Source organism: Streptococcus suis YS56, assembly GCF_000440115.1.
Lineage (GTDB): Bacteria > Bacillota > Bacilli > Lactobacillales > Streptococcaceae > Streptococcus > Streptococcus suis_L.
Genome location: NZ_ALMY01000003.1, coordinates 1 through 23,941 on the forward strand (window position 1 = coordinate 1; position 23,941 = coordinate 23,941).

General features: G+C 39.7%; 20 protein-coding genes and 2 pseudogenes. All 22 read right to left on the bottom strand.

What is annotated here, in order from left to right; genetic code table 11:
- Positions 1-510: 510 nt before the first annotated feature.
- Positions 511-2,271 (bottom strand): hypothetical protein, encoded by a 1,761-nt coding sequence (locus tag SST62_RS0100260; RefSeq protein ID WP_029185833.1) that lies wholly within the window; start codon positions 2,269-2,271, stop codon positions 511-513.
- A 43-nt stretch (positions 2,272-2,314) separates the two neighbouring features.
- Positions 2,315-3,667 carry a recombinase family protein gene (locus tag SST62_RS0100265; RefSeq protein WP_194283577.1) on the bottom strand — a complete coding sequence of 451 codons (1,353 nt, stop codon included), beginning with the start codon at positions 3,665-3,667 and terminating at the stop codon, positions 2,315-2,317.
- Positions 3,570-4,811 carry a recombinase family protein gene (locus tag SST62_RS0100270; RefSeq protein WP_029185835.1) on the bottom strand — a complete coding sequence of 414 codons (1,242 nt, stop codon included), beginning with the start codon at positions 4,809-4,811 and terminating at the stop codon, positions 3,570-3,572. The genes SST62_RS0100265 and SST62_RS0100270 overlap by 98 nt, the downstream gene beginning before the upstream one ends.
- A gap of 373 nt (positions 4,812-5,184) precedes the next feature.
- On the bottom strand, positions 5,185-5,925 hold the full coding sequence (locus SST62_RS0100275; RefSeq protein ID WP_029185836.1) for a hypothetical protein: 741 nt from the start codon (positions 5,923-5,925) through the stop codon (positions 5,185-5,187).
- Between the two features lie 204 nt (positions 5,926-6,129).
- Positions 6,130-7,713, bottom strand: a complete 1,584-nt coding sequence (locus SST62_RS1000000112840; RefSeq protein WP_029185837.1) for an SH3 domain-containing protein — start codon at positions 7,711-7,713, stop codon at positions 6,130-6,132.
- A 366-nt stretch (positions 7,714-8,079) separates the two neighbouring features.
- Positions 8,080-8,826 (bottom strand): annotated as a pseudogene (locus tag SST62_RS0100285) (N-acetylmuramoyl-L-alanine amidase); the annotation flags it as partial.
- Between the two features lie 6 nt (positions 8,827-8,832).
- Positions 8,833-9,228, bottom strand: a complete 396-nt coding sequence (locus tag SST62_RS0100290; protein ID WP_014636353.1) for a phage holin family protein — start codon at positions 9,226-9,228, stop codon at positions 8,833-8,835.
- A complete protein-coding gene (locus tag SST62_RS0100295) occupies positions 9,206-9,574 on the bottom strand; it encodes a hypothetical protein (RefSeq protein WP_024407620.1) in 369 nt (122 codons plus the stop codon). Before SST62_RS0100295 ends, SST62_RS0100290 begins: the two co-directional genes overlap by 23 nt.
- Before the next feature lie 5 nt (positions 9,575-9,579).
- The gene (locus tag SST62_RS0100300; protein WP_029185839.1) at positions 9,580-9,786 is read right to left on the bottom strand and encodes a hypothetical protein; all 207 of its coding nucleotides are present in this window, start codon (positions 9,784-9,786) and stop codon (positions 9,580-9,582) included.
- Between the two features lie 12 nt (positions 9,787-9,798).
- Entirely contained in the window at positions 9,799-14,346 is a 4,548-nt protein-coding gene (locus SST62_RS0100305) for a phage tail spike protein (RefSeq protein WP_029185840.1), read from the bottom strand.
- Positions 14,346-15,068, bottom strand: a complete 723-nt coding sequence (locus SST62_RS0100310) for a phage tail protein (RefSeq protein ID WP_029185841.1) — start codon at positions 15,066-15,068, stop codon at positions 14,346-14,348. Before SST62_RS0100310 ends, SST62_RS0100305 begins: the two co-directional genes overlap by 1 nt.
- On the bottom strand, positions 15,065-18,184 hold the full coding sequence (locus tag SST62_RS0100315) for a phage tail tape measure protein (RefSeq protein WP_029185842.1): 3,120 nt from the start codon (positions 18,182-18,184) through the stop codon (positions 15,065-15,067). Before SST62_RS0100315 ends, SST62_RS0100310 begins: the two co-directional genes overlap by 4 nt.
- An 18-nt stretch (positions 18,185-18,202) precedes the next feature.
- Positions 18,203-18,334 carry a hypothetical protein gene (locus SST62_RS1000000112965; protein ID WP_032499262.1) on the bottom strand — a complete coding sequence of 44 codons (132 nt, stop codon included), beginning with the start codon at positions 18,332-18,334 and terminating at the stop codon, positions 18,203-18,205.
- A 32-nt stretch (positions 18,335-18,366) separates the two neighbouring features.
- Positions 18,367-18,786, bottom strand: coding sequence for a hypothetical protein (locus SST62_RS0100325; protein ID WP_029185843.1), 420 nt, complete (start codon positions 18,784-18,786; stop codon positions 18,367-18,369).
- 11 nt (positions 18,787-18,797) lie between these two features.
- Entirely contained in the window at positions 18,798-19,367 is a 570-nt protein-coding gene (locus SST62_RS0100330) for a major tail protein (protein ID WP_014636346.1), read from the bottom strand.
- A gap of 1 nt (position 19,368) precedes the next feature.
- Entirely contained in the window at positions 19,369-19,695 is a 327-nt protein-coding gene (locus tag SST62_RS0100335) for a hypothetical protein (RefSeq protein WP_029185844.1), read from the bottom strand.
- Positions 19,696-19,701: 6 nt separating this feature from the next.
- Entirely contained in the window at positions 19,702-20,070 is a 369-nt protein-coding gene (locus tag SST62_RS0100340) for an HK97 gp10 family phage protein (RefSeq protein ID WP_029185845.1), read from the bottom strand.
- Positions 20,063-20,401: a head-tail adaptor protein gene (locus tag SST62_RS0100345; RefSeq protein ID WP_029185846.1), complete on the bottom strand. Its 339-nt coding sequence runs from the start codon at positions 20,399-20,401 to the stop codon at positions 20,063-20,065. Before SST62_RS0100345 ends, SST62_RS0100340 begins: the two co-directional genes overlap by 8 nt.
- Positions 20,401-20,658, bottom strand: a complete 258-nt coding sequence (locus SST62_RS0100350; RefSeq protein WP_029185847.1) for a head-tail connector protein — start codon at positions 20,656-20,658, stop codon at positions 20,401-20,403. Before SST62_RS0100350 ends, SST62_RS0100345 begins: the two co-directional genes overlap by 1 nt.
- Positions 20,659-20,660: 2 nt before the next feature.
- Positions 20,661-21,866: a phage major capsid protein gene (locus SST62_RS0100355; RefSeq protein ID WP_029185848.1), complete on the bottom strand. Its 1,206-nt coding sequence runs from the start codon at positions 21,864-21,866 to the stop codon at positions 20,661-20,663.
- An 18-nt stretch (positions 21,867-21,884) separates the two neighbouring features.
- Positions 21,885-22,580: a head maturation protease, ClpP-related gene (locus SST62_RS0100360; RefSeq protein WP_029185849.1), complete on the bottom strand. Its 696-nt coding sequence runs from the start codon at positions 22,578-22,580 to the stop codon at positions 21,885-21,887.
- Positions 22,573-23,857, bottom strand: a pseudogene (locus SST62_RS01000000111325) (phage portal protein). Before SST62_RS01000000111325 ends, SST62_RS0100360 begins: the two are co-directional and overlap by 8 nt.
- Positions 23,858-23,941: the final 84 nt, after the last annotated feature.

A 23,941-nucleotide genomic window follows, 5' to 3' on the forward strand; every position in this document is an offset into this window, starting at 1 on the left:
GCTGAGTTATTGAGGAGATTTCAATCGGTTGAGTATTCTTTGGAATACTATTTTAAAACTAAATGACTATAAAACCAAAAAGAGTCGCTTTCGCGGCTCTTTTCTTTCTTAACTATGCGTATAGATTTTCTCGAACATAAATATACAAATATATAAATGATGCAGATAATATCTAATTTTCAAAACTTGTAAAGTAGTTATACAAGAATAACAGAGGTTGCATTTTTATCTAATTAGAGAAAATGGGTACTTCTCCTATGGAATCCTTTCGTTTAAAGTTTTCTAGTCCTTTACAAGCAGAGCAACACACTCGACGTGATGCGTATTTGGGAGTTCAAAGGTCCAGTGGACCTTTGAAGCAGCTTGCCGGAAAACAGGTAAGCAAGCTGGACAACCTAAATGCGTTTTTCTAACAAACCGACTACTTCTATGTGTGCTGATAGGTCTTACCTATATTATGGAACGAATTGAAATTGGATTAATTTTCGATAATACTGTGGAACGATAATACTAATCCATTAAATAGATATTTTCACAGTCATCACATAGAAAAGGAAAATCGTCACTTTTTGAACCCAAATCATAGCGACCACAACTCTCACAGTCTGTTACTTCATTGACTTCTCCACAATTCAGACATTTACCAAAATCTGTGATCTTTTCATCAACACATATCCATTCCTCCCCACACTCTTCACACGGTAAATCTAAAATGGGATCAGAGCCCCCATCTTTAATTATAGAATATCTGGAACTTTCCACTAAAGCCTTATAATCTGTGAATCCAGTGTTAATTATTTCAACCAATCTATTACCTAGCCTAGATAGTTCGTTCTTTGAAACACCATCCATCTGGACAGGCAAATAAGTACCTTGAAACTCATTAAATTCAACCTCCCCATTAGTATAAGACACTTTTCCAATTGATTCTGAACTTGAACTTCCATCTTTTTGATATCTTAAATATAGGAAACTTTCGGAACCCTCATAGGCGTTAATATCTGTATCAGCCTCAAAACTAATTAACTGACCATCTATTTTGTTTTCAATTTCGAATACAACACAATTTGAATCACAATCATTTAGTGCAGTATAATCGCTGAACTTTAAATACCCACTGAATCGGAAGCTTTCTTCAATCGAATCATAAAGTCTACTCAATTCATCATTGAATATAGCTAGAATCTGATTTCTATCTCGAATTGCTACCCCACTCTCACTTTCCTTTAATTCAAGAATTCTTTCTGATAGAATTGACTCTTCTTGTAAAAAGAATAATTCAGACTCAAATTCTTCCTCCTTACGCTCCTCCTCCGATTTAACTTCTGATGACATCTTTTGTATACCATCACATAATCCTTTTTGGACAGCCTCAATTGAAATTAATATTTTCCTATAGGCTGATTTATCTATCATTTTATTGTGAGCGATGTGATTTCTATTTACTTCAAATGTTCGGAAAGCTTCTAGAAAATTTTCTGGCAAAAAATCTGAGAATATCATTTGCCACCAATCACTATATACAACTTGCTGGCTTTGTAAAATTTTTGTCAGACTTTCCAATTGTAAGTTGGGCTTAGATAGTTGCCTTATGTTCTCTTCGGAAAACTCCCACTTCTTTACTTTATTCGATAATATAACATGTAAATCCCCCGTATCTATAGACATCAAACGCTCATCTACATCCTTGAAATTATCAATGATTGCTTTGTAACCACCCAATCTACTTTTGTGTTTTTCTTGAATTTTTAATGGTACAAGTTTCCACCAATGAATCCCAAATTTCCTATTCATTACCATTGTAATAAATTTTCTAGCTAAATTTTCAACCATAAAAATTCTTGGGTATAAATCAGTTGCTAAAAATTCAGACTCAGCATCATACAACCAAAATATTTTTTTATGTTTAGCTTTGATAAAGTTTTTCACTAGAACCTTTAATCGTTCAAGATAGTCATTTTTAAAGTTAAGGCTGTAATTTTCACTTTGAATTGAAACTTCAAGTTCATAACTATTTCCATAGGTATTAAATTTTACACCGATTTTCCAAATACACTCTTCAGAATGGAAATCAATAACATAAAGTGGTACTTCAGTTAGGCTATGAAATTGACTATCTACAGATTCATCATCAATTAATCCTGATTCGACCATAAAAGTTTGAAATTCCATCATGTAACTATCGAAATTATCAACCACTTTTTCCTCTGCAATTGCTACAAATTCAACCAATGTCTGCAATATCTTATGACCTCCAAATTGTACTACCATTCGATTATACCACAAAAAACTGCAACCTAATGGTCACAGTCACTTACAAGTCTACCTCAGTTCCTTCTAAAAATCTGACTGTTATTTGCCCATCCTCCGCAATTGTGACACTATCCAACACCTGACACATCTCATACGAATCGAATTCCCAGGATGGCTTGTTTATCACTTCAGCCAACTTTGTACTATAATGCTTTTCTAGCGGACGATTTTCTTCTAGAATCTTATTCCACTTCCCATGCAACAGATCCACGTTCTCACTCAATAGTTCTACAGCCATTACTACGGCTTTCTCTAGCGTTTCTTCATCAATGTGGTTATTCTGACAGCCAATCTGTCCTTTGACTCTATAGCGATTGTTACATTGCCAAACCTTGCGTTTACCTCGACTGGTTGTCCAGTTCTTTCGACCAAAGGCTGAACCACATTCTGTACAGAACACCTTAGTTGTAAAATGGTTATCGTCATTTTGCATGATATAGGACTTGAGCTGATGCTCCTCTCGGTAGGCTTTCCTCCTTGCAAATTCCAACTGTACTAATTCCCAAGTGTCTTTGTCAATAATAGCTTCATGGCTATTTTCTACATAGTATTGGTTAACTTGACCGTCATTTTGAACTCGTTTCTTAGTCAGAAAATCAACTGTATATGTCTTTTGCAATAAGGCATCACCTTTGTACTTTTCATTTTGAAGCATTTTCTGTATAGCACTTGGATACCAATTTGCCTTTCCAGTCCAACCAGGTATTTCATTGTCATTCAAATACTTAGCCATGGACTCAGGACTATACCCCTCTAAGAATTTCTCATATATGAATTTAACTGTTTCAGCTTGCTGAGGATTAATGATAAGCCTACCGTTCTCATCTTTGTCATAACCCATGAACTTTGTGGTATTCACGCGCACTTCACCACGTTCAAACTTCTTACGAATTCCCCATGTCGCATTCTCTGAAATGGAACGTGACTCATCCTGTGCCAAGGAAGAAAGGATTGTTAGAAGAACCTCACCTTTTGAATCTAGGCTGTCTATATTCTCCTTTTCAAAAGTTACACCAACACCCAGTTCTTTCAGCTCTCGGACATACTTGATACAATCAAGGGTGTTTCTGGCAAACCGACTGATCGACTTGACCAAAATCCTATCTACCTTACCTGCCCTACAATCTTGTATCAAGCGGTTAAAGGCTTCACGTTTTTTGGTATTGGTTGCTGAGATGCCCTCATCCGCATAGATGTCAACTAACTCATAGTCCTCGTGTTTGGAGATATACTCTCGGTAGTAATTAACTTGGTTTTCATAACTTGATAGCTGTTCTTCTTGGTCGGTGGACACTCGGCAATATGCTGCTACATTGATTTTCTTCCTGACTTGATGAAGAACGCTGGTCTGCACTTTCTTGGCCGGAATAACTGTAATACTTTTCCCCATTTCTATCCCTTTCTATTACTGTAACTGGTGAGATTATCTCCCAATTTGAAATATCTACTTCAGGCACTCGCATCCCCTGACAAGCTACTTTTCCCTCTTTTATGTATCTGGAACAGCACCAAACAATTTTTTTCTTATAGGAAACTTGTCTCTTTAATGTCGAACCACAATGCTGACACTTTAACAACCCTGTAAATTTATAGGTTTTGTTTCTACCTTGTTGCCATCTTCTACTATTTAGCTTATCTTGGACTCTTTGCCAATCTTCTTTTGAAATAATGGCTTCATGATTATCTTCTATCAAGTATTGTTCAAGTTCGCCTTGGTTCAATTTTTTGGGACCATTCACACCATCATGGAAATACTTCTGCAGTAAGACTGAACCTTTGTATTTTTCATTGCTTAACATTTGACGGATTGTGGTGTCATGCCATTTAGCACCTGTAACAGTCTCAACTCCCTTTTCATTTAACTGTTTGGCAATACGATGTGTACCATTTCCTGCAAGGTAAAGTGCAAATATTTCCCTTACTATTAAGGCTTCTTCTGGATTGATAATCAACTCACCGTTTTCGTCGACATCGTATCCTAAGAATCGCTTGGTGTTAATGACTAACTCTCCTCGTTGGAATTTCTTCTGAAAAGCCCAACGTTGATTGCCACTCATACTCCTTAACTCGTCCTCTGCAATACTAGCTAATACTGAAAGCATCACTTCCCCTTCACTTGAAAGGGTATGAATGTTTTGTTCCTCAAAGAATATGTCTACTCCAATTGCCTTCAGTTCACGACTAATTTCAAGAACTGTAACCGTGTTTCTAGCAAAGCGGGCAATAGACTTGGTATGGATAACATCAATCATACCTTTACGACAATCTTCAATCATGGCTTGAAAATTTGGACGATTATCCATAGAACCAGATATACCTCTATCATGATAAACACCTACAAAATCAATATCGTCTCTATTGGAATACAGGTTTTCAAAATACTGTTTCTGATTTTCTAACGATTCTAACTGACTTCCATTGGTCGTCGAAACTCGAATGTAGGCACAGATCCTCTGCTTATGTTTTTGTTTATTGACTCTAATCTTTTTTACGGACATTTACTCTCCTTCCTATGTAATGGCACACTATATATCACTCTAAAGGGAAAATTAGTCAAGTTATCAGACCAACTAATTCGACCTGATAAATTTATGCCACAGTTCATGGAATACAAATATTCCTCCTACCTTACTAGGTAGGTTTGGGAGTAATTTTTCCGCACTTATTGGAAAAAAAGGCAAAAAAATAAAGCCTGATGTTTCCACCAGGCCAAATTTAATAAAAAACTCAAATAGAAACCGCCCTATACAGGTTAATTTCCCACTCCATTTCAAGGTAGTTTTCCCTATTACCAACTAATCAATCCAAAAGAAATTTGATATGCGGGAAGGAGAGAAATAATCAATATTAATTTTATCTAATATTTTACCGTTAATAAGAAGTCAAAATTTCATCTTGACTAAAGAAAACATCAATTTTTTGATTATCTGGTGACTTGTTGCTTTCTAAGACATACTTCTGACCATTTCTTTCAACAAATAAAATAAGTTCTGTTCCTGCTTCATTCACATAGCAATCATTGAGGATATACAGTTCTCCTTCTCCGATCACATAACCATAAAACTGGAATGATATTGGATTACCGTTCAAAAATACGAACTTAAGTAATTCATCGGGTACTGAGTAACCGTAATATTTTTGCTGTGTAGCTGGAGTCCCTTGAAGATAACGTATATTTTTTTTCTTGGCATAAGTTTCTATTAAATCAGAAGTTTCCGAAGTAGAAAAATCCCTTACTTGTCCTTCTTCCCCCAACAAGTCATGCAACACCATTTCGATTAACTCTTTGTCTGAGGAAAATTCTTGTTTGAGTTCCTCTGCTTTCATTACCATTGCAGAAAATGTTGTTTGAACGCTTTGTTGCTGTTCTTGAGGTAAAGATTCAATATAATGACGTTGTTCATCTCGAGATTGAATAAGAATACTACGATAATAACTTTCCGATTTCGAATAGGTTATATCAGATTCCTCCGAATTTGTTTGAGATTGCTCAATTTTCCTAATAGTTGATGAAGTAGAACTACCATTATTTGATGTAATATTTGTTTTTTCAAAATTACATGCAGACAAGAATACCAGTAAACCTGCTGTTAAAATGAAAAATCTTTTCATGAGCAAATCCTTTCTATATATTAATTTATCCTTATTATACAAGTAATTGCTCTATTTTTCAATCAGAAATAGTAGGACAGAAAACTATTTTTTATAGCAATCAAAGAATTGATTGAAGAAATTAGCCTAAACTAGACTTTTCTTCAATCAATATTAATTCAAATCTTTAGTCAATATTCTAAATAAAATGTTGGATATGTAAAATTACACAATCGTTCCAAATTTTGTTCCATTTTGTACACGCCACGCAACATAGCGACGTTCGCCAGAATATGAAACATAGCTTAGCCAAATATGACCATCATTGACTACATAGGAGTCATAACTAAAGGATTCTCCTGAGTTGTATTGTCCTACTACTCCACCACTACGACTAGGATGATTACGAATCGTTACTGTCTGATTTGGATAGAATCTGCCTGTTTCTGAAACCCGAGTAAATTGAGTCGAGTTTTGTGAACCAGACGTTGAATTTGGTTCATCAATCGTTCCAAATTTCGTTCCATTTTGTACACGCCACGCAACATAGCGACGTTCGCCAGAATATGAAACATAGCTTAACCAAATATGACCATCATTAACTACATAGGAGTCATAACTAAAGGATTCTCCTGAGTTGTATTGTCCAACTACTCCACCACTACGACTAGGATGATTACGAATCGTTACTGTCTGATTTGGATAGAATCTACCTGTTTCTGGAATCCGAGTAAAAGGTATGTTTGGAGTAGTTGATGAGTCAGTATAATCTCCTAATGCAGGATCCACACTACTATCAATCAGTTCAAGTTTCCCATTATTTTGTCGCTTAATCGCTTCATATGTAGGTAATAATAATGATTTATAATGTTCAAAGCCACTCTCAGCATAATCGCTCTTAGCTCCTCCTATCCTGAATAATCCTTTGCAAAAATCATCTATGTTGTTAACATTTGAGACTTTATACAAACCATTCTCATTTGACAATATATATGTATAAGCCTTGAAGTAATCTTCCATTGAGTTAAAATGGACATAATATCCGCCTTCCGAGGTTGGTCTTGCTGTTCCTCTTCGCATAGAAATTCCTAAGTGTGTTGGTGCATGAAACGGTTCAGAAATTCCACTCCAGTTATTATCGACTTGCCCCACTGACGATACATTAGGGTTGCCCCAGTGACTTTCAATAAACATCTGAGCTAATAAAAAACTAGGTTTTAATGAATATTTTTGAGAATACTTAATAAGTAGACGGATATTTTCTTGAGAAATCATATTCCCAGCATTCACCAATGAACCTCCAGAATAATCTGCAGAACTTGAAATATATCTCGGAAAAGCATATCCTCTAATTCTTCCATCTCCAATAACATAACTTCTTCGAGCGACAGCATTACTAGAATTTCCCTCTATTGTGTGTACGTAATTTCCTTCAACCTTTTCAACAATGCCAATATGGTCTGCAAAGCCATCATTAGGTTGAGTAGTTTTACTCCAATGAAAAGTTATGATTGCACCTGGTTTTGGCACAATATTACCATCTTCATTCCAAATACCTAATTGTTTAAAAATTGAAATATGTCTATCAACTCCACATTCTCTACCGATAATGTCTACCGCATTGGTTTTTATTGCTAGAAAAGAAATAAACGCATCACACCAATCATCTTGATACTTAACGGCATACCCTTGAGGAAGTGGATATACTGAATTGTACGTATCAATAAACATTTTATGTGTAGTTGTTCCTCCAGATACACCTATATATTTTTTAGCCTCTACTAAAATATTATTAGCTGTTGTTGCCATAATGTTCTACCCTTTATCTTTCTCTATTTATTTTATTTGTATATTTACTTATGTTAGAAACCATTTAATGAGTTGGACTTCTCATATTAATCATCTCGATCACCTCCTTACTTACTAAGTACAGTTTGAGAGGATTTTGTTCAAAAAAATCTGAATTATTTATCCTCCTACCTTACTAGGTAGACTTAAGAGAAGATTTTCCGCATTTATTGGAAAAAAAGTAAAAAATAAAGCTTGATGTTCCAACCAGACTTATAACTTAATAATGAAATTCTAAACCAACCTACAACTTTACCAGTCTTAACTGTTTCAGTTGAATAAATAGAGGAACTCATTCGCCATCCATTACCGGCTCACACGACAAGTGATACTACCTAGTAGATAAGCTCTCTTACTGTTGGACTGGTGAACATTTTTTACTTGGAGGATTTTGTAGGTGCGCCCCTTGACCCAGTTGGCGATTTTCTGACCAATCTGATAATGACTCGCATGAGGCAACACCCTAAGACTATCACCAACAAGATAGATTGGTTTTGAAGGAGTTCCTGAACTCCCAGCGGTTGAACTGGGGGTCGAGGGAACTATGGTCTTGACTTCAACTCCTGTTATTGCTGATACAAGACCTTTCGCAATGTCCTCTTTCTTGTTCTCAAAAATCGCCATATCTTGTTCATTATCAATGAAGGCAATTTCGACCAAACGATAGGTGTATCCACGACTTGCTGCTTGGTTGACATTATAGAGCCAATCCACCTTCTTAATGCCACGATTTTGGAAATAACGCGAAAGAAGAGATAGGATTGCCATATCTTCCTTATCCGCTTCTAAGGAAGATTGAATCAAGACTTCTGTCCCTTTGGCACTTCCATTAAAGGCATTGAAGTGCAATTCAGTAATCGAGTCGTATCCCTTACCAATACTAGTAATACTCCGATAATCATAAACATTTTGTTCGGTAATAAAATCAATTCGCTGTCCACTGTACTTAGACATTAACTTGGCTAATTCTCGAAACTTTCCTGCTTCTGTGATGCCTAGTTTGACATTCACTGCTCCAGAATCATAGCCAGTTCGCCCTTGTCCATGACCACAAAAGACTAGATATTTTCCCAAATCTTCTCACCTCTCATTGATTTGTTTTAAGATTGCTTGTAGTTTCTCAGGTATTGGTAAACCAATTCGAACGGTATTTTCTAGAATACTTAACCCCTCATTACTGAGATAAAAGAAAATGACCATGGTTCGAATGGTTCCACCCTGCTTGATAATTGCAGTATCAATCAGATGACCTAGCGAAACTAAAAATAAAATGGCTATCTTTTTAAAGATGCCACGAAAACCGATACTACTCGACAATTGTTTCTCTACAACTGCCGCAAAAATCCCTGTTAGATAGTCAATAATAATGAAGACAAGTAGGGCATATAGGATCCCATCCAACTCTCCAAATAGACTACCAATCAAGCCTCCAATCATGGAAAATAAAATCTTATTAAGAGTTAACAGTTCCTTCATCGGTCACCTCACTTTCTACTGAACCTTCCTGCACAATGGTAGGGTCTGACCAATCCGGTTGACCGTTCTCATCAAACCGCATCAGATAAAAACATTCATGGAATAAATCAGAAAGGTTCAGAGTTAATGTCGTACTACCCCACTGATTAAAAGCCCAAACTGTTTCTGTTGTAACCAACTGCCGCTTTCCATTTTTTATGGCAGGGCGCCTTACCTCTTCAAGATACATGTAAAAATCCTGCTCTGCTGTCTTACAACGAATGAACTCTCCATTCTTACGCATGTAAGCGAGAGCTGTCTCCAAATCAAATGGTTCTGTTACTTTGTCAATATTGAGGAGTGCCATGATAACTATACTCCTTTCCCTTCTTCAGGTTTTGTCTGAACTTCTAATAGCTCAGTCAATTCCTGTTTTTCTTTACGCAATAGGCTAAGTTCCTCATCCCTTTCCACCAATTGGATGGCAATGAGGTTCTTAGCGGTAATTTCATCAGATAGCTTGGTCACAAGCTCCTGGATAGTTAGTTTAAGTGATTGATTGATTTGTTCTAGATTCATCTGTGAACTCCTTTATTTAATCGTGTCCCATGTCAAGATGACGTCACCTCGACCTGTGATGTTTACTAAGTGTTTAAAATTGTGATTGAATTGATGAAGTACGTCTTTCAAGCTGACATAGGTTGTCCCATTTCGATAGATGCGGATATCACCGATATTCAAGATGGAACTTGGTCGGTCGGATGCTTTAAAGGCATCAATACTCAGTCGGTTAGGCAACGTTACAATCTCCCACCCATCTGGATTGGTAAATGGAGCACTTGCTAAGCGAACTTTATCACCTACCACATCAATTTGGTCAGTATCAGTACCGTTCCATGCTCTAATCCCTACAAACCCACCGTCATTGGCATTCCAGTTATTCCATCGATTTGAACCGATAATGGTTACCCCACATGGCTTCCCGTTTGATGTTCCTGTCTCAAAGGAAACCCATTGGTGAGGATACCCACTAACCTCACGAGAAATGGATGGAGAGTTGGTATAGAACTTAATGTTTCCAAGTGAGAGATTGATTTTCATAGCTCCATTGATTGCTGACAAGATTCCACCAGAAATTTTGTTGGCAGATAGGGTTACTGACTGCACTTGAGTTATAAAGGCTGATTTCGCAAACAACTGCTTGAGGTAAGCTTCTGTTGCCATAAACTTGGTAAAGAAAGCCTGGTCAACCTTTAACTTATCCGCAGTAATAGCTTCTGCTCCAATTCGAGCTGCAGAGATAATACCTGTAGTAATCTTTCCTGCATCAAGACTGGCAATCTTTCCGCTCGCAATCACACCATCTTGGATATAGGTTGTACCTGTTATTTGAACGAGTTTTCCATCAATCTTGACTGTGCCATCCTTATTGAGATTGAGCTGACTGAGGACTGTCCCTGCACTTGTCAAATTTCGAACCGACCACGACCCTGCAAGTGTTGAAACCTGAGTTTGAATGGCATTGACGGCAGCCGTTGTAGCTCGACTTGTTTCTAGATTGCCCACTCGTGTCACAATCCCATTAGCCGTTTGAACAACCTGACTGATTTGATTGGTGTGATCTCCAATTGTTCGAGTGTGACTGCTGACAGTATCCCGCACTTCATGAAAGGCGGTTACTGTCGTAAAGTCGTCTAATGACGGTGTCCAATAGTCTGGAAAGATATCACCAGTTGAAACCATTAAGGCTCTCACATGGAACTTACCAGTCTTAACTCCATCGATTCTGACTTGAAGTTCAAAACCTTTAGAGTGTTGGTACATCTCTTGAGTGACGGTGGCGGTCAGTTTTATCAAGCGATAGTTGTTACCCGTTGTCAGATTGCTGCTCCATTTATTGTAGAAAGGGTGATACAAATTCCAGTTGGTCCATGTCCAAGCATTTTTATTATCCAAAATTGGACCTTGGAGTTTCATAGAACGAGTCGTCACCACCGGGTCAAAGGTAATCTCATCCGCTGAGATATGAACATATAAATGCACTTTTGACCCAACATATATTCCACTTCCATCTCCAAATTGAACTCTCCCTAAAGAGGCTACCCAGTTGCTATTGGTATTTATCGTCTGATAAGCACCCCATCTATCCGAAGTACCAGCTATCAAATTACGATGTGAAACTGAGGTAGGAATTCTGCTTTCAGTTTGACTGATTCGCTGGATAAAACTATCAGAGGTGGTTTTGACCAAGTTCTGAACACTGGTTGTCGTCGCATAAGGTTGTAGTGAACTGCTCGTAAGATAGCCACGACCAGTAATATTGGAATCAACCTGAGACTTAGTTTGGTAGCCTTTTGAATTTATAGCAGATTCAACTTGCGTACTTGTTAGTCGTTGTTCAATTTGCCCAGCTTGTGTTCGGATAGTGGTTTCTGCACTTGCTACTCGACTAGTCAAGCTATTAAAATCAGTCTTTGCGACTTTCTGTGAGATGGCGTCATTGGCAATCCGCAGGTCTGCCTTGGTTTGAGTAATCTGACTTGCATTTGTGTTAGCCTTAGCCAAGGCATTGTCAGCGGTTGTTTTGACCCCTTCAAGAACGGTCTTATCAGCCTTAAGCAAAATAGATTGTTGCGTCTGTTGAATGGATGTAGTATGTCCCTCAACATTCCGTTTCAAGCTATTGAAATCCGTTTGACTAACCTTTGATGATACATCCGAAACTAATTGTCGAATCTGTGTCTCACTACTAGAAATCTTTCCATTTGTCTCGGTTAATCTTGTAGAAACCTGCTCCACACCAGAAGCCGTTTGAGTGATGAGTGTCCGTTGGGTGGTCAATTCACCAGCAATATCTGCTGGGTTTTCTGAATACCCTGTATCCAGTGAACTTTTTGCTACTTTCAATCCTGCCACATAGAATTTATTGCCATTTGGGATGGTGCTTGCATTGTACTCCGTTCGAAATTGAAGTGAGCCATCAGATATGACATGAACTGTTTTCCAGTAGCGTTTCCAGTCACTTGTGACGGATATAATATCGTCCGATTCCCGCACTCTTGCGACTGGAGCACGATAGACACTCGAACCAGTCCAAATCGCTGAAACTTTGATGGAAGAAAGTGGCTGATTCGCTTTGGCATAAAAGCTAAAAGTAATGACATCTCCTGCTTTCACAACAATATTCTGATGACTTCCGTTATAACCCGCTTGGGTCGAACGAACAACCAGTCCCCTAAAATTCTCCGTTTCATTTGACCAATTGTTTCCTAAATGCCAGGCATTTCCTTTATTCGACCAATCACGAGTACCAGTCATCAAATTGAGTCCATCTAGGCTAGTTGGAATTTTCGCATCCACTTGACTGATTTCAGTTGTTATGCGATTCCCCAATTGCGTAATCGCTGACTCGGCAGTTTCGATTCTCAGTTTCACTTGGTTAAAATCACTGGTTTTTACACGCTGGGAAATTTGGTCTGCTTGCACTTGAATCATGGATTCTGCACCCGTTACTCGACCAGTCAGACTATCCACCAGTTGCTTACTCGCAAGAAGTTTTATATCCTCCTTGGTTTGTGAGAGATTGGTACTTACAGTTGCCAACTGACCAACTAAGAGTGATTTTGCTACATCAACCAATCGACTAGCTTCAGAGATAGCTTGTGATTTAGCTGTCGCAATCTTTGACTCTGTTTGACTACGCTCCGTTGAAGTCAATCGGTTAGCTTCTTGAATGGCATCAAGCTTGGCTTGTTCTGCCCTTCTGAGGGCTTCAGTTGCCCCAGTTTGAGCCTGTTCTGCCTTTTGTTTGGCTTCTGTGACTAAGTTGGTATTTACCCCAGCCTTTGCCAATAAATCACGAGTTGTGCGTTGCTGCTCCTCTTCATGTTGCCGCATCTGTTGGTGAATAGAACTAAGTTCATTATCAATGCTGGCCTTTAATCGATCCGCATAAACCTCCCCATGACTTTGAGCCTGTTCAATAGCGTTATCAATGGCTACTTGACGTTTCTCAAATTCTGCATCAAAGGCTTTATTGGCATTCTCAAGGGCAATTTCAACGGCAACATCCTCACTCCGCTTATTCCCATCAAGGAGATTATTTGCTAGTGTAGTTAAGCTACCACTAGTCTTACCTGTTCCAAAACTTGCCTTATCATCAAAAGTGATAGAGCGGTAATTCTTAGCTAGAGGATCATAATCATAAGCAATGGCTTTCTTCCTCACATCAATGCCGTGTAGCTTGCTTTTTAAAGTCACTGTATCGCCTAGATGAACAGTTTGACCATCTAACTCAAATGCCTCAATGATGATGGCATCTTTGGGCTTATCCATTCCCTCTATGCGAAACTTGCTACTAGCCCACTCTATTAACTCTTGACGCGTTTTGAGATTATTATTGGTATAGGTTACTTCATTGATGAAAGGATAGGAGTTTATCAACGGACTGTCTACAGTGATTTGAAGGACAGTCTCCCTATCCTGCCCCTCTTGTTTGAAGCTTGAGGTGGCATGGATTCGAGTGATAATCTGTGAACTTTCTTTGGTTCGCTGATACTTTTTCAAATTGTAGTGAGTAGAAATAACAACTCCACGGTCTTGTCCCCGCTCACCCTTTATAGTTAGGGCAAGGTTATCACGAACCAGTTCTCCCTCCCAAGTTCCAAGGATAGAGTGTTTACCATCCAGTAGTGCGGAGTACAGCGTCTGTTCCTTGTCTGTTGTATAGGTTCTGTTCTTGACAATGTCACTGGTAAAAGAAAAATCTCCCAATGGAGACTTGCTTGCCATGACCATGCTTGATAGAGCTGTTACACAGGGTACCTGTTCACACCTAAATGGCGATACCAACCTAGTCATGATATCATCTGATATGTGATAGGCCACAACTTCAAGACTGGTGTCTCCTTCGATGACTTTTTTTATCCGAAACAACTGGTGTCCCAATACTGGAACTGGGCTACGAACAAGGTAGTCCTCTTTTATCTCTCGAAATAGTCCGCTATCTGTGATCGGATAGGTAAAGTTCAGGACAAAATCCCCATTCAAGGTTTCCTTGACACTTGCTTTTATGGTCTCTGGAAGTGGTTTCCCATGCCATTTTGCCGTTAGAACCGTTTTGTCTAATAATGATAGCACTAAGCCCACCCCCAATTCGTTTCTATTGTTAATGATGTGATGCCAGCACCTAAGACAACTCCAACTGAGTCATTTCTGCCTGCATCAATGGAGATAAAATCGCCAGCCCATTTAATGAACTGACCTCTTTGTGTCTTAAAACTTGGCTGACTAGGATTATTATCCATAATGAGTGTTTCTTGCAATCGCTCCAAGCGGATGACATCATCCCCAATCGTAAAGCTAGTTTCACTAGTCGAGTTGCCACTTATGGTAATCTTTGGAAAAGCGATGGCTGAACCTTGACATCGCAAAACACCACTGGTTCTAAACACCTGCGAGGTTGTCGTTTTGAACCACTTGGTTGGGTGACAAGAAAATGTAACCTTAAACTCATACACCCCCAGCTTATCCTTTTGAACTGGAGTATGGTGAACCTTGTAACACCAAAAGTGTATGGTCTTGAAACTAGCGTTCTCAAGCCAAAATCCTTCTTTCAAAAATAGCTTCAAAAAGGAAAATAACTGTTCTTCACTAGGTTTAACAAGATAGAGGATGTAACTCAGTTCCATGACACTTCTGCGAGGATTGGTTTGAAGAACCGCACCTGACAGACCTTGGTGTTCTATCAATTGCGTCTTACTTTCACTAACTGTGATAGAAGGGCTATCTTCCACGATTACCTTAAAAGGAAAACTAGCCGTGGACACTCCACCAATGGTTAATGCATTATGTCTAATCATGGTTTCACTCCTCTCAATCCTTGCTGACGTTCTAATTCATACACTAGTTTCTCTCCAACCATCTCCGCTATTCGGTGAAGGTCAGTCTCTTCTCTTACCGTATTTCCAGTAATGGTGATGTGAATGGTTGGTAGATTGCTTGTCATGGTCTTTACGATTCCTCGACCAATTGCACCCAATGTTTGTTCATTCAAAGGCAAGACTGCTTCTTTCCCAGCCTCACCACCTACCATTAGGCTATTGCCGTTTACCCCAAATGCAGTGGGCTTGGTTAATATTCCTCCTTTGGCATACCAATCAATGGAGATTCTTGGGATTCCACCCTTTAACCAATCGAGTGGATTGGCTGAGCCTGATACTCGAAAATGAGGAAGGGGAATATGTGGCCATCTGATTTGGAAGTTAAAGAGATTTTTAATGGCATTGATGGCATTACTCACGGCATCTCTTGCACCATTGATAGCACTTGAAATGGTATTTTTTATACCGTTCCAAACTGATGAAACAGTATTAGATATACCATTCAAGATGTTGGATACAGTACTACTGATACCGTTCCAGATAGTTGAAACAGTTGAACCAATCGTAGACAGGACACTGGAAATTGTCGACTGAATAGCTGACCATATAGTTGAAATGACTGAACTAATGGCAGAAAGTACATTTGAGATGGTATTCTTGATACCCGTCCAAGCAGTTGAAATAAATTGGGCAATGAAGTTTAATGCAATGGATATAAGAGATGTAATTCCCTCCCATACCGTTGAAAGTACCTGCTTAATCGTTTCCCAAGCACCCGCCCAATCACCAGTTATGACTTGCATCACAGCTTTAATGATTCCAAGAACCACATTGATAGCTATTTCAACCACAATCTTTATCATGTCCCATGCGGTTGTAATGATAAGTTTGATATTCTCCCAACTAGCTTGAATCAATGGTCCAAGAATTGTCATTACAGTAGTGATGACAGATGAAATGGCATTCCATACTGTGTTTGCAGCATCAAGAATCAGTTGTTGATTTTCACTCCACCACGTAGTAAGCGTACCCCAAATGGACATAATAAAACTTGAAACTTCTTGAATGACGGTCGATATAAAGCTGGAGATAGCCGTCCATATTTCCAGAACAGCCGTTCGAAATTCTTCGTTATGTTGCCAGAGTTGTTGAATCCCAACAACCAAGAGGGCGATAACCGCAATTACTCCTAATACCATACCAACTATGGGAGCTGCTGCTGTTAGTAAACCGACAATAGTTGTTCCCATAGCCATAGCGGCAGCTTGGAGGGCAAGAAAAACTGGGAGTAACAATCCAAAGCCAGCAACTAGAAGTCCGACAATTACCAAGAACTGTTTAATTGGTTCTGAAAGACCGGAAAACCATGTCGCAACCTGCTGCAATAACTCCGCCAAGATTTGAAGTACTGGGGCAAGTGTTGAGGCAATGGCATCGCCAATCTCTCCCATTGCCAACTTGGCACTATTTTGTGCTGTTGTGAACTGGTCAATTGGATCAAGCGTACCTTCGTAGGTTTGAGTGACGATACCTACAGCTTTTTCTGCTGTTCCTGCTAGGTCTTCAAACGTTAAGGCCCCTCGTTTAATGGCATCAACCATTCGTGGAGCCGCTTTACTGCCAAATACTTCTGATGCTAACGACAAGGCTTCTGTTTCACTGGTGGATTGTTTGATTTGTTCAACCGTCCCAGCCAAGCCATCTTTCAGGGTCAATCCATCTTTGGCATAAGCTACTGCTGCTTTGGATAATGATGAGAGAGCCGCAGATGAATCCACACCTGCTTTCTCAAACCGCCCCATAAGCGTCACACCATCATCAAATGACAAACCGAGTGATTTTATCTGAGGTGCTCCTGCAACTGCCTTATCCATCAACTCCTGAACACCGACTCCAGTTTCTTGACTAGTGTAAGTGACTGTATCGAGAACCCTTGCCAAATCACTAGCCTGCAAGCCATATGCTTCAATGGCTTGTTTTGCAGAAATTGCAGAGCTTGAAACATCACTACCATTGATTTCCGAGAACTGAATCAATTGAGTGGATGCTGATTTTAGGGCATCGCCTGTCAAATCAAATTGCGTATTCAATAAACCAACCGCAGTCCCAGCGGTATTGAAATCGGTCGGTATCTCTGTCGCAAGCTGCTTAGCCATATCAGTCATCTCGTCAAGGGCAGCTCCAGTTGCTCCTGTCTTTGTGACAATCACGTCCATCCCTTCATCTATTTCAAGAAAGGCATCCAAGGATTGTTTCCCAAAATCAGCTAGTTTCTGAGATAATTCACTAATTTGGTCACCAAACTCCATTAGAAGGTCAGCTTTAAGGAGCTGATTGGCTTCAGAGAGACTAGACTTTGCAACATCTGAACTAGATGCCATCTCATTCATCTCACTTTGAAGATGGTTGTAGGCTACCTTGGTTTCATTTAGCGTTTTCTCAAGCTTATTGGCTTCGATTGACTGATCACCAAATTCACTCTTTGTTAGTTCCAGTTGTTTCTCTAAATTTTGAATCTGTCGCTCCAGTATCTCTGAATGCCCAGTCACCTTTTGATGGACAAGTGCTAGCTTATCGGACTCACTTGCGTTTGAGCTAAGAGCTGATTCTTGAAGCTTAATAGAACTTGTTAACTTCTCACTCTCAGATACTAATTGAGCCTGTTCTTCCTGAAGTGCTTGTAGTTTAGCCTTATTACTATCAACCTGACTGCCGTTTTCAGAAATGGTACGTGTGACACTTGCTAGTTTCCCCTCATAGCTAGTCAGAACATTTTTTGTGGTTTCAAGCTCCCGTTGAAAAGCTCTGTACTGGTCTGCCCCAATATCCCCAGCCTTAAACTGGGCCTCAACATGAGCTTGTGCTTGCCTTAATGTCGCTAGCTTTTCTTTAGTTGTTTCAACCTGTTTAGCTAATACTTCCTGCTTTTGAGTAAGGAGGGTGACATTGCCAGTATCAAACTTGAGAGCCTTATCAATCTGTCTTAGTTCTTTGGTAGCTTCAGAAGCTTGCTTATTTACACCCTTTAGGGCATCTTGTAAGGGTTGGGTATCGCCACCAATTTCAATCGTAATTCCCTTTATGTTTCCAGCCATAGTCCCTCCTTTCTACCATCAGAAATTATCAAAATCAGCTTGAGTTGCTGGGCGTGTTTGAGAAGTTTCCCGAGTACGCATCTCCACATAATTCGTTTGGTAGTCAAGTGCCATCCCAATAGAGATATGTTTTAAATCGTCAATGGTCAAACCAGTCTCCTTACAACAGGAGAAATAGCTCTCTACTGTGAAGATTTCCTCACTCGCTGTTTCTGTTTCATCTGCTTTTTTCTGGTTGACATCCCTTGATTCAACATATTCATCAAGACAGGGGCAATATCCTGCACAGGAAGTTCTTCCATCTCCATATAAAAATCTACGAATGGTTTCACTCGTGGATTGGCTGACTTTGCAAAGACCCAAAAAATCCGATGGAAAAATGTCATATCGAAATCAGACAAAATAGAAACATCAATATGATGTGCCTGCAAATCTTCTCCTTCTTCCAACTGGTCAAGTTTTGCCAATATAGCTTGACTATTGACCATCGAGAATAAATCTTGGAAATAGTCCTTGCCAAACTGCTCTTTATAAGCGATTGGGGTGTAGGCATTGGTTGCTAACTCGTAGGTCGTGCCTGCTATGGTAATACTTTCTCTCATGGCCTTCTCCCTTACTTACGAGGTTCAAAAACTGCCTTGAACCAATTTTGACGAATCTCATCGCTCGTTTCCTCCGTTGTTCGTCTACGTACAACCTTATCAAGAGGGCGAGGACTGGCAGTAAAGGTCAACTCTACCTCATTGATATCCGAACCTGACTTGGTTTTTGAACCAACAGTCGGACGAGATGCGTAACAATAATACAAAACGTGTAATGTTTCTTTTTTATCCCCTTCAAAACGGAACATCAACGCAAAATTTTTCTTTTCGCTATTTGCGATTTCTGAGATGGTATTTGTCGTCGCATCCAACTGTTCTCCGAGGACTCGAGTCAAAAATTCCTGCGTTAGAAGAGCAACTTTTAGTGTTCCTTCATAACCATCGTTTGACTCCGTTGTATAAAAATTGATATTGTCTGCCTTATAAGAACCCTTGTCTCCTGTTGGTTCTAGGGTTAATTCTGCAGCACCACGAAGGCGTTCTACATTGCCGTATGTCAACGTACCATCAGAACCTTCGCTTGTAACTTCTGCCCAATGGACATCTTGTAGTCCAAAGGTAACCTTATTCTTTTCAGCCATACTATCCTCCATGTAATGTGATGTAATAGGTTATTTGATAGAGTTTCTCTAATGAGATATAGGTCTCTACTTTTTCAAAATAAATAAGGCGGCAGTCAAATATTGACTCCACCTTTTGTTCAGTTGCTAAATCTTTCTTAGTGGTATAGAGTTCCACTTGCAGGTTATTCTGCTTATGATAGGTCCAATTGTCTGCACCATGATTATCTGAATCAGTCACCAAATATACTAGATACGGTGGTCTTGGATGACTCCCTTCTTCAAAATGATGGTAGGCGACTGGGAGCTGTAATTCTTTGAGAATGGAGTACATTTCACTCAGTAACATGTCTCATCACACTCGCTTTCTCAGCTTTTCCTCTAAGGATTGTATCGCTTGTTTCTCAACGGGAGCGATATGCTTGATTCCCTCAACTCGCCCACCAGAGCTTTTGGCATGACCATTTTCTAATAGATGCGTCAGGCCTGGTGTTCGATTATGAATGGTTTTGGTTAAACCTGTACTGGTATCAATCGTTGCTTTACTCTTCCACCCTTTGGCATAGGAACCACTCTTTCTCGGTGACGTTGCTTTCAAGGTTTCGATTGATTCCTCAGTGACTTCCTCTACAACTTCACGCATCACCTCTGTAGTGTCCTGCACATACTCAGCTAGCTCATTTGCTATGGCAGTTTCTAGTGCATTCAGTCCAATTTTAGTCATAACTCTTCTCCTTAATAGCAATGATGTAAATCAGTTGCCTTGGTACTGTATCTCCATCAATCGACTTAATCTCATAGGTTTGACCTCGAAATTGAATGTGAGTCGTTAAGGAATGAAGTCCAAGAATCGCCTTTTCATACCTGAGGGTGAACTGGACTTTCTCTTGTTCCAGTTTTGTCACCCTCCCATCCCTTTCGGTCAAGGTGAGAGGACGATAAGAGCACCACCGTTCAAATAAAGGGAGCCATGTCGAAGTTTCATTGCCAATCTCATCTTGAACAATCTGTCGAACATGAAATGACAATCGTTCCCTCAAAGGTGCAATCTTCATCAGAACACATCCTTTCGTTCAGCCAACAACAAGTGATAAAGCGTCTCCTTCAACTCTCTATGATTTGCATCTTCTCTATGTTCATAAAGATAGGCAACCCCGTATAGGACTGCCGTCTTTAGAACTTCTGAATAAATTGATTGTCGCAAAATATCTTCACAGAGTTGTTGACTGGTTTCAAGCAATTGCTCAATCAGTCCATCCTCATCATCGTGTTCCACTTTGAGATACTGTTTTGCTTCTACTAAACTGACCATCATTACTTAGCCTTCACAGTTAAAGTCTTAACGGCTTCAGGTAGGACTAACTTACCATCCACACGTTGTGAAGCAAGAAATCCAATCTGTCCATTATTGGCATAGAGTTCATTCAGACGTTTGAAGGTACGACCCTGACGATCCGCAATCCAATAATAAGAAAAATCGCCAAATGCAATGGCTTTGTTTCCTGCTTCAGGAAGTGGGGCAAAGGTTGATGTGTAGTATGGACGATTTAAAATCAAATCTGGTTGTCCAGCTTGTGTGGATGGCTGCCAGATATAGTTGCCATTATTATCCTTGAGTTTACGGATAGCTTTGACAGTCGTATCATGTAAAATCCAAACTGCGTTCTTACGATAGGGTGCTGATAGAGAATGATACAATTCAATCATGTCGTCAAAGGTAATATCCTTTGTAGCAGTCGTTGGACCTGTAACTTCTGCCTGAGTAAAGATACCTGTCGGTTTCTTAGAACCATCACCAATCAAGAACGCCTTTTCTTCTTCCGTTCCAATACGACGAGCAAATTCAGCCGTCATATAGGACTCAAGGTCAAAGACTGAATCGTTAAGCAGCTCTTCTGAAATACGAATAGCAGTCCCAATCTTATGAGAGTCGAGTGTCACTTGACCAAAGTTTTCTTCTGTTTCAGGATAGAGACCATTCTCATCCATCCATGATGCTGAACCATGTCCTGTCACAACAGGAATCTTACGCTCACCACTAGAGGTTTTAATGACAGTCGCAAGGCTACGGAAGAAATTCTCTTCTTGTAATCCTTGAACCAGTTTCTTCTCATACTCATCAGGAACAAGATGACCACCTTCGGTATCTTCTCCTACTCGAAGGACATCTTTGACATCAAAGAAGTGACGCTTACGGACACTTGTCCAAAATGTCTTGGCATAGGTATCTGAAGCGACACCTTTCTTTTCCTCTTCAGTAGTCTTGTCATTCAAAACTGTTGTGGGCTGACCAATTAGAGCCTGTGATGCTGGTTGAGAAAGTTCAAGGTCAATCTTTTCTTGTCGCTCCAATCGAGCGATTTCTTGATTGTAGAGGTTGATTTTTGCTTCCATATCATCATAGCGTTTGGAATCTTCCTCTGATACCAGTCCGTCTTCTGAGCGAACAGAGTCAAGGAAGGTTTTTGCTTGTTGCCAAGCTTGGTTACGTTTTTCTTTCAATTCAAGTAATTTAGACATCAGTTCATATTCCTTTCGTTATTTGAGCAAATTCAATCGTTTTTCCAACTGATTGATAGGGATTGTTTTCTTTGGTTGTTGGACTTCAAGTTTCGCCTGCATTTTTACAAGTAAATCTTGTTGGGCAGCATTTCGACTGAAAGAATAACTCTCAGTACCCATTCCCTGCTCCTCTTGTTTGTCAAAGAGAATCTTGTCCGCAAAGCCTAGTTCAACAGCCTTTTTGGCATTGAACCAAGACTCTGAGTCCATGAGGTGTGATAGCTTGGTTCTTGAAAGTCCTGTTCTTAATTCATAGGCATTGATGATGGATTCCTTAATTTCTCCCAACATTTCAATGACTTTCTGCATGTCCTTGGCTTCACCTTGTGCGACTGTCCAAGGATTGTGAATCATCATCATGGCAACAGGACTCATGGAGACTGTTGTACCTGCCATGGCAATGACACTAGCAGCACTTGCGACTAATCCATCAATCACTACATGGACATCACCTTTGTAATCCATCAGCATGTTATAGATTTGAGCAGCCGCAAAAACATCACCCCCTGGACTATTAATCCAGAGGGTAATGTCTCCGTTTCCTGCATGTAAATCATTTTTAAATACTTGTGGCGTGACTTCATCGCCAAACCACGTCTCTTCAGCAATCTGCCCCTCTATTCTAAGAGTTCGACCACTATCATCGTCTGTAAAATTCCAAAACTTATGCATCCATATCCTCCTCAGATTGAGTTTCTTGTTCTGGCGGTTCTTGTTTCATAAAGCCACCTGCATCCTTCAGTTTCGTCATGTTTCCATTTATCAAGTAGAGATTACCTCCTTCCTCATCTGAAAGGAGGTTCAAGTCCTCAAGTTCACGAATATCATTTGTCGATAGCCAGCCATTTTGTCTCCCAATCGCATAGCCATTCATTCGACTCTGATAGTCACCACGAAGAAGACCATCCACGTTAAACTTTACAAAGTAAGTTTTCTTTTCTTCAGGTAAAAAAAAGAGACCTCTTGAAAGCCTGTTCGAGACGAACTACCCAAGGGTCTAAGGTATATTTAACAAATTCTAAAGACTGTTGCTCAATGTTTGAAAATGAGGAGTTCTCCAAGTCGCCAACCATATGAGGTGGAATTCGGTAGAGCCTTGCAATTTCATTGATTTGGAATTTTCTGGTTTGGAGAAACTGGGCTTCTTCAGGTGGAATGCCTACTTGAGTGTATTTCATCCCTTCCTCAAGAACTGCTACTTTATGGGCATTGGTTACCCCATTGTAGACTGCATTCCATGAATCTCTCACTCGTTTGGGATCTTTGAGAATACCTGGGTGTTCCAAAACTCCTCCTGGATTTGCACCATTTTTAAAGAACGATGCACCATAGTTTTCCGTAGCCAATGTCATACCGATAGCATTTTTTGCAAGGGCAATTGGAGAATAACCTATCAAGCCATCAAACCCCAGACCCGGAACATGGAGAACATCATCTGCTTTCAATATAGCATCTCCCTTTTCCTTAAAGTTTGGATTTTCGTCTGACTGACGCTTGTATTTGTAATAGAGCTTACCACTCTCATCTCGATGAACTGACATCTTATCTGGTAAAAGTGGGTAAAGACTAATAACCTGTCCACTTCTATCTCGGATAATCTGGACATAGGCATTGCCCCATATCAATAGATGGGTCATCAAGGTTTCTCTAAAAACAAAGGATGACATCTCAGGGTTAGGTTCATCATGCAAGAGAAAATAAAGGGGATGTTCCACCTTTTTCTCCTTTCCAGTTGCCGTTCTCTCGTAAACATGAATGGGTAGTGAAGCTACTGCTTCAGCCAAGATACGGACACAAGCATAAACAGCTGTTGTCTGCATAGCCTTAAACTCATCCACATTCTCCCCACTGCTAGTTCGTCCAAACAGATATGAAAAGTCCTGGCCTTCATAACTATTCCGTGGTTTATCCCTAGCACGCTTACGTCCCAGTAAATCTAGTAGTCCCATAGTTCCTCCTTTTGAGTACGAAAAAAGCACCTCGATTGAAGTGCTTTTCGTTTGTTCTTAGATGTTTTCCATCTCTCCTTCTTC

Coding starts and splice junctions, on each gene's coding strand:
- SST62_RS0100260 (WP_029185833.1), bottom strand. CDS start 2,271: ATGGTAGTACAATTTGGAGGTCATAAGATATTGCAGACATTGGTTGAA.
- SST62_RS0100270 (WP_029185835.1), bottom strand. CDS start 4,811: ATGTCCGTAAAAAAGATTAGAGTCAATAAACAAAAACATAAGCAGAGG.
- SST62_RS0100275 (WP_029185836.1), bottom strand. CDS start 5,925: ATGAAAAGATTTTTCATTTTAACAGCAGGTTTACTGGTATTCTTGTCT.
- SST62_RS1000000112840 (WP_029185837.1), bottom strand. CDS start 7,713: ATGGCAACAACAGCTAATAATATTTTAGTAGAGGCTAAAAAATATATA.
- SST62_RS0100290 (WP_014636353.1), bottom strand. CDS start 9,228: ATGAAGGAACTGTTAACTCTTAATAAGATTTTATTTTCCATGATTGGA.
- SST62_RS0100295 (WP_024407620.1), bottom strand. CDS start 9,574: ATGGCACTCCTCAATATTGACAAAGTAACAGAACCATTTGATTTGGAG.
- SST62_RS0100300 (WP_029185839.1), bottom strand. CDS start 9,786: ATGAATCTAGAACAAATCAATCAATCACTTAAACTAACTATCCAGGAG.
- SST62_RS0100310 (WP_029185841.1), bottom strand. CDS start 15,068: ATGATTAGACATAATGCATTAACCATTGGTGGAGTGTCCACGGCTAGT.
- SST62_RS0100315 (WP_029185842.1), bottom strand. CDS start 18,184: ATGGCTGGAAACATAAAGGGAATTACGATTGAAATTGGTGGCGATACC.
- SST62_RS0100325 (WP_029185843.1), bottom strand. CDS start 18,786: ATGAGAGAAAGTATTACCATAGCAGGCACGACCTACGAGTTAGCAACC.
- SST62_RS0100330 (WP_014636346.1), bottom strand. CDS start 19,367: ATGGCTGAAAAGAATAAGGTTACCTTTGGACTACAAGATGTCCATTGG.
- SST62_RS0100335 (WP_029185844.1), bottom strand. CDS start 19,695: ATGTTACTGAGTGAAATGTACTCCATTCTCAAAGAATTACAGCTCCCA.
- SST62_RS0100340 (WP_029185845.1), bottom strand. CDS start 20,070: ATGACTAAAATTGGACTGAATGCACTAGAAACTGCCATAGCAAATGAG.
- SST62_RS0100345 (WP_029185846.1), bottom strand. CDS start 20,401: ATGAAGATTGCACCTTTGAGGGAACGATTGTCATTTCATGTTCGACAG.
- SST62_RS0100350 (WP_029185847.1), bottom strand. CDS start 20,658: ATGGTCAGTTTAGTAGAAGCAAAACAGTATCTCAAAGTGGAACACGAT.
- SST62_RS0100355 (WP_029185848.1), bottom strand. CDS start 21,866: ATGTCTAAATTACTTGAATTGAAAGAAAAACGTAACCAAGCTTGGCAA.
- SST62_RS0100360 (WP_029185849.1), bottom strand. CDS start 22,580: ATGCATAAGTTTTGGAATTTTACAGACGATGATAGTGGTCGAACTCTT.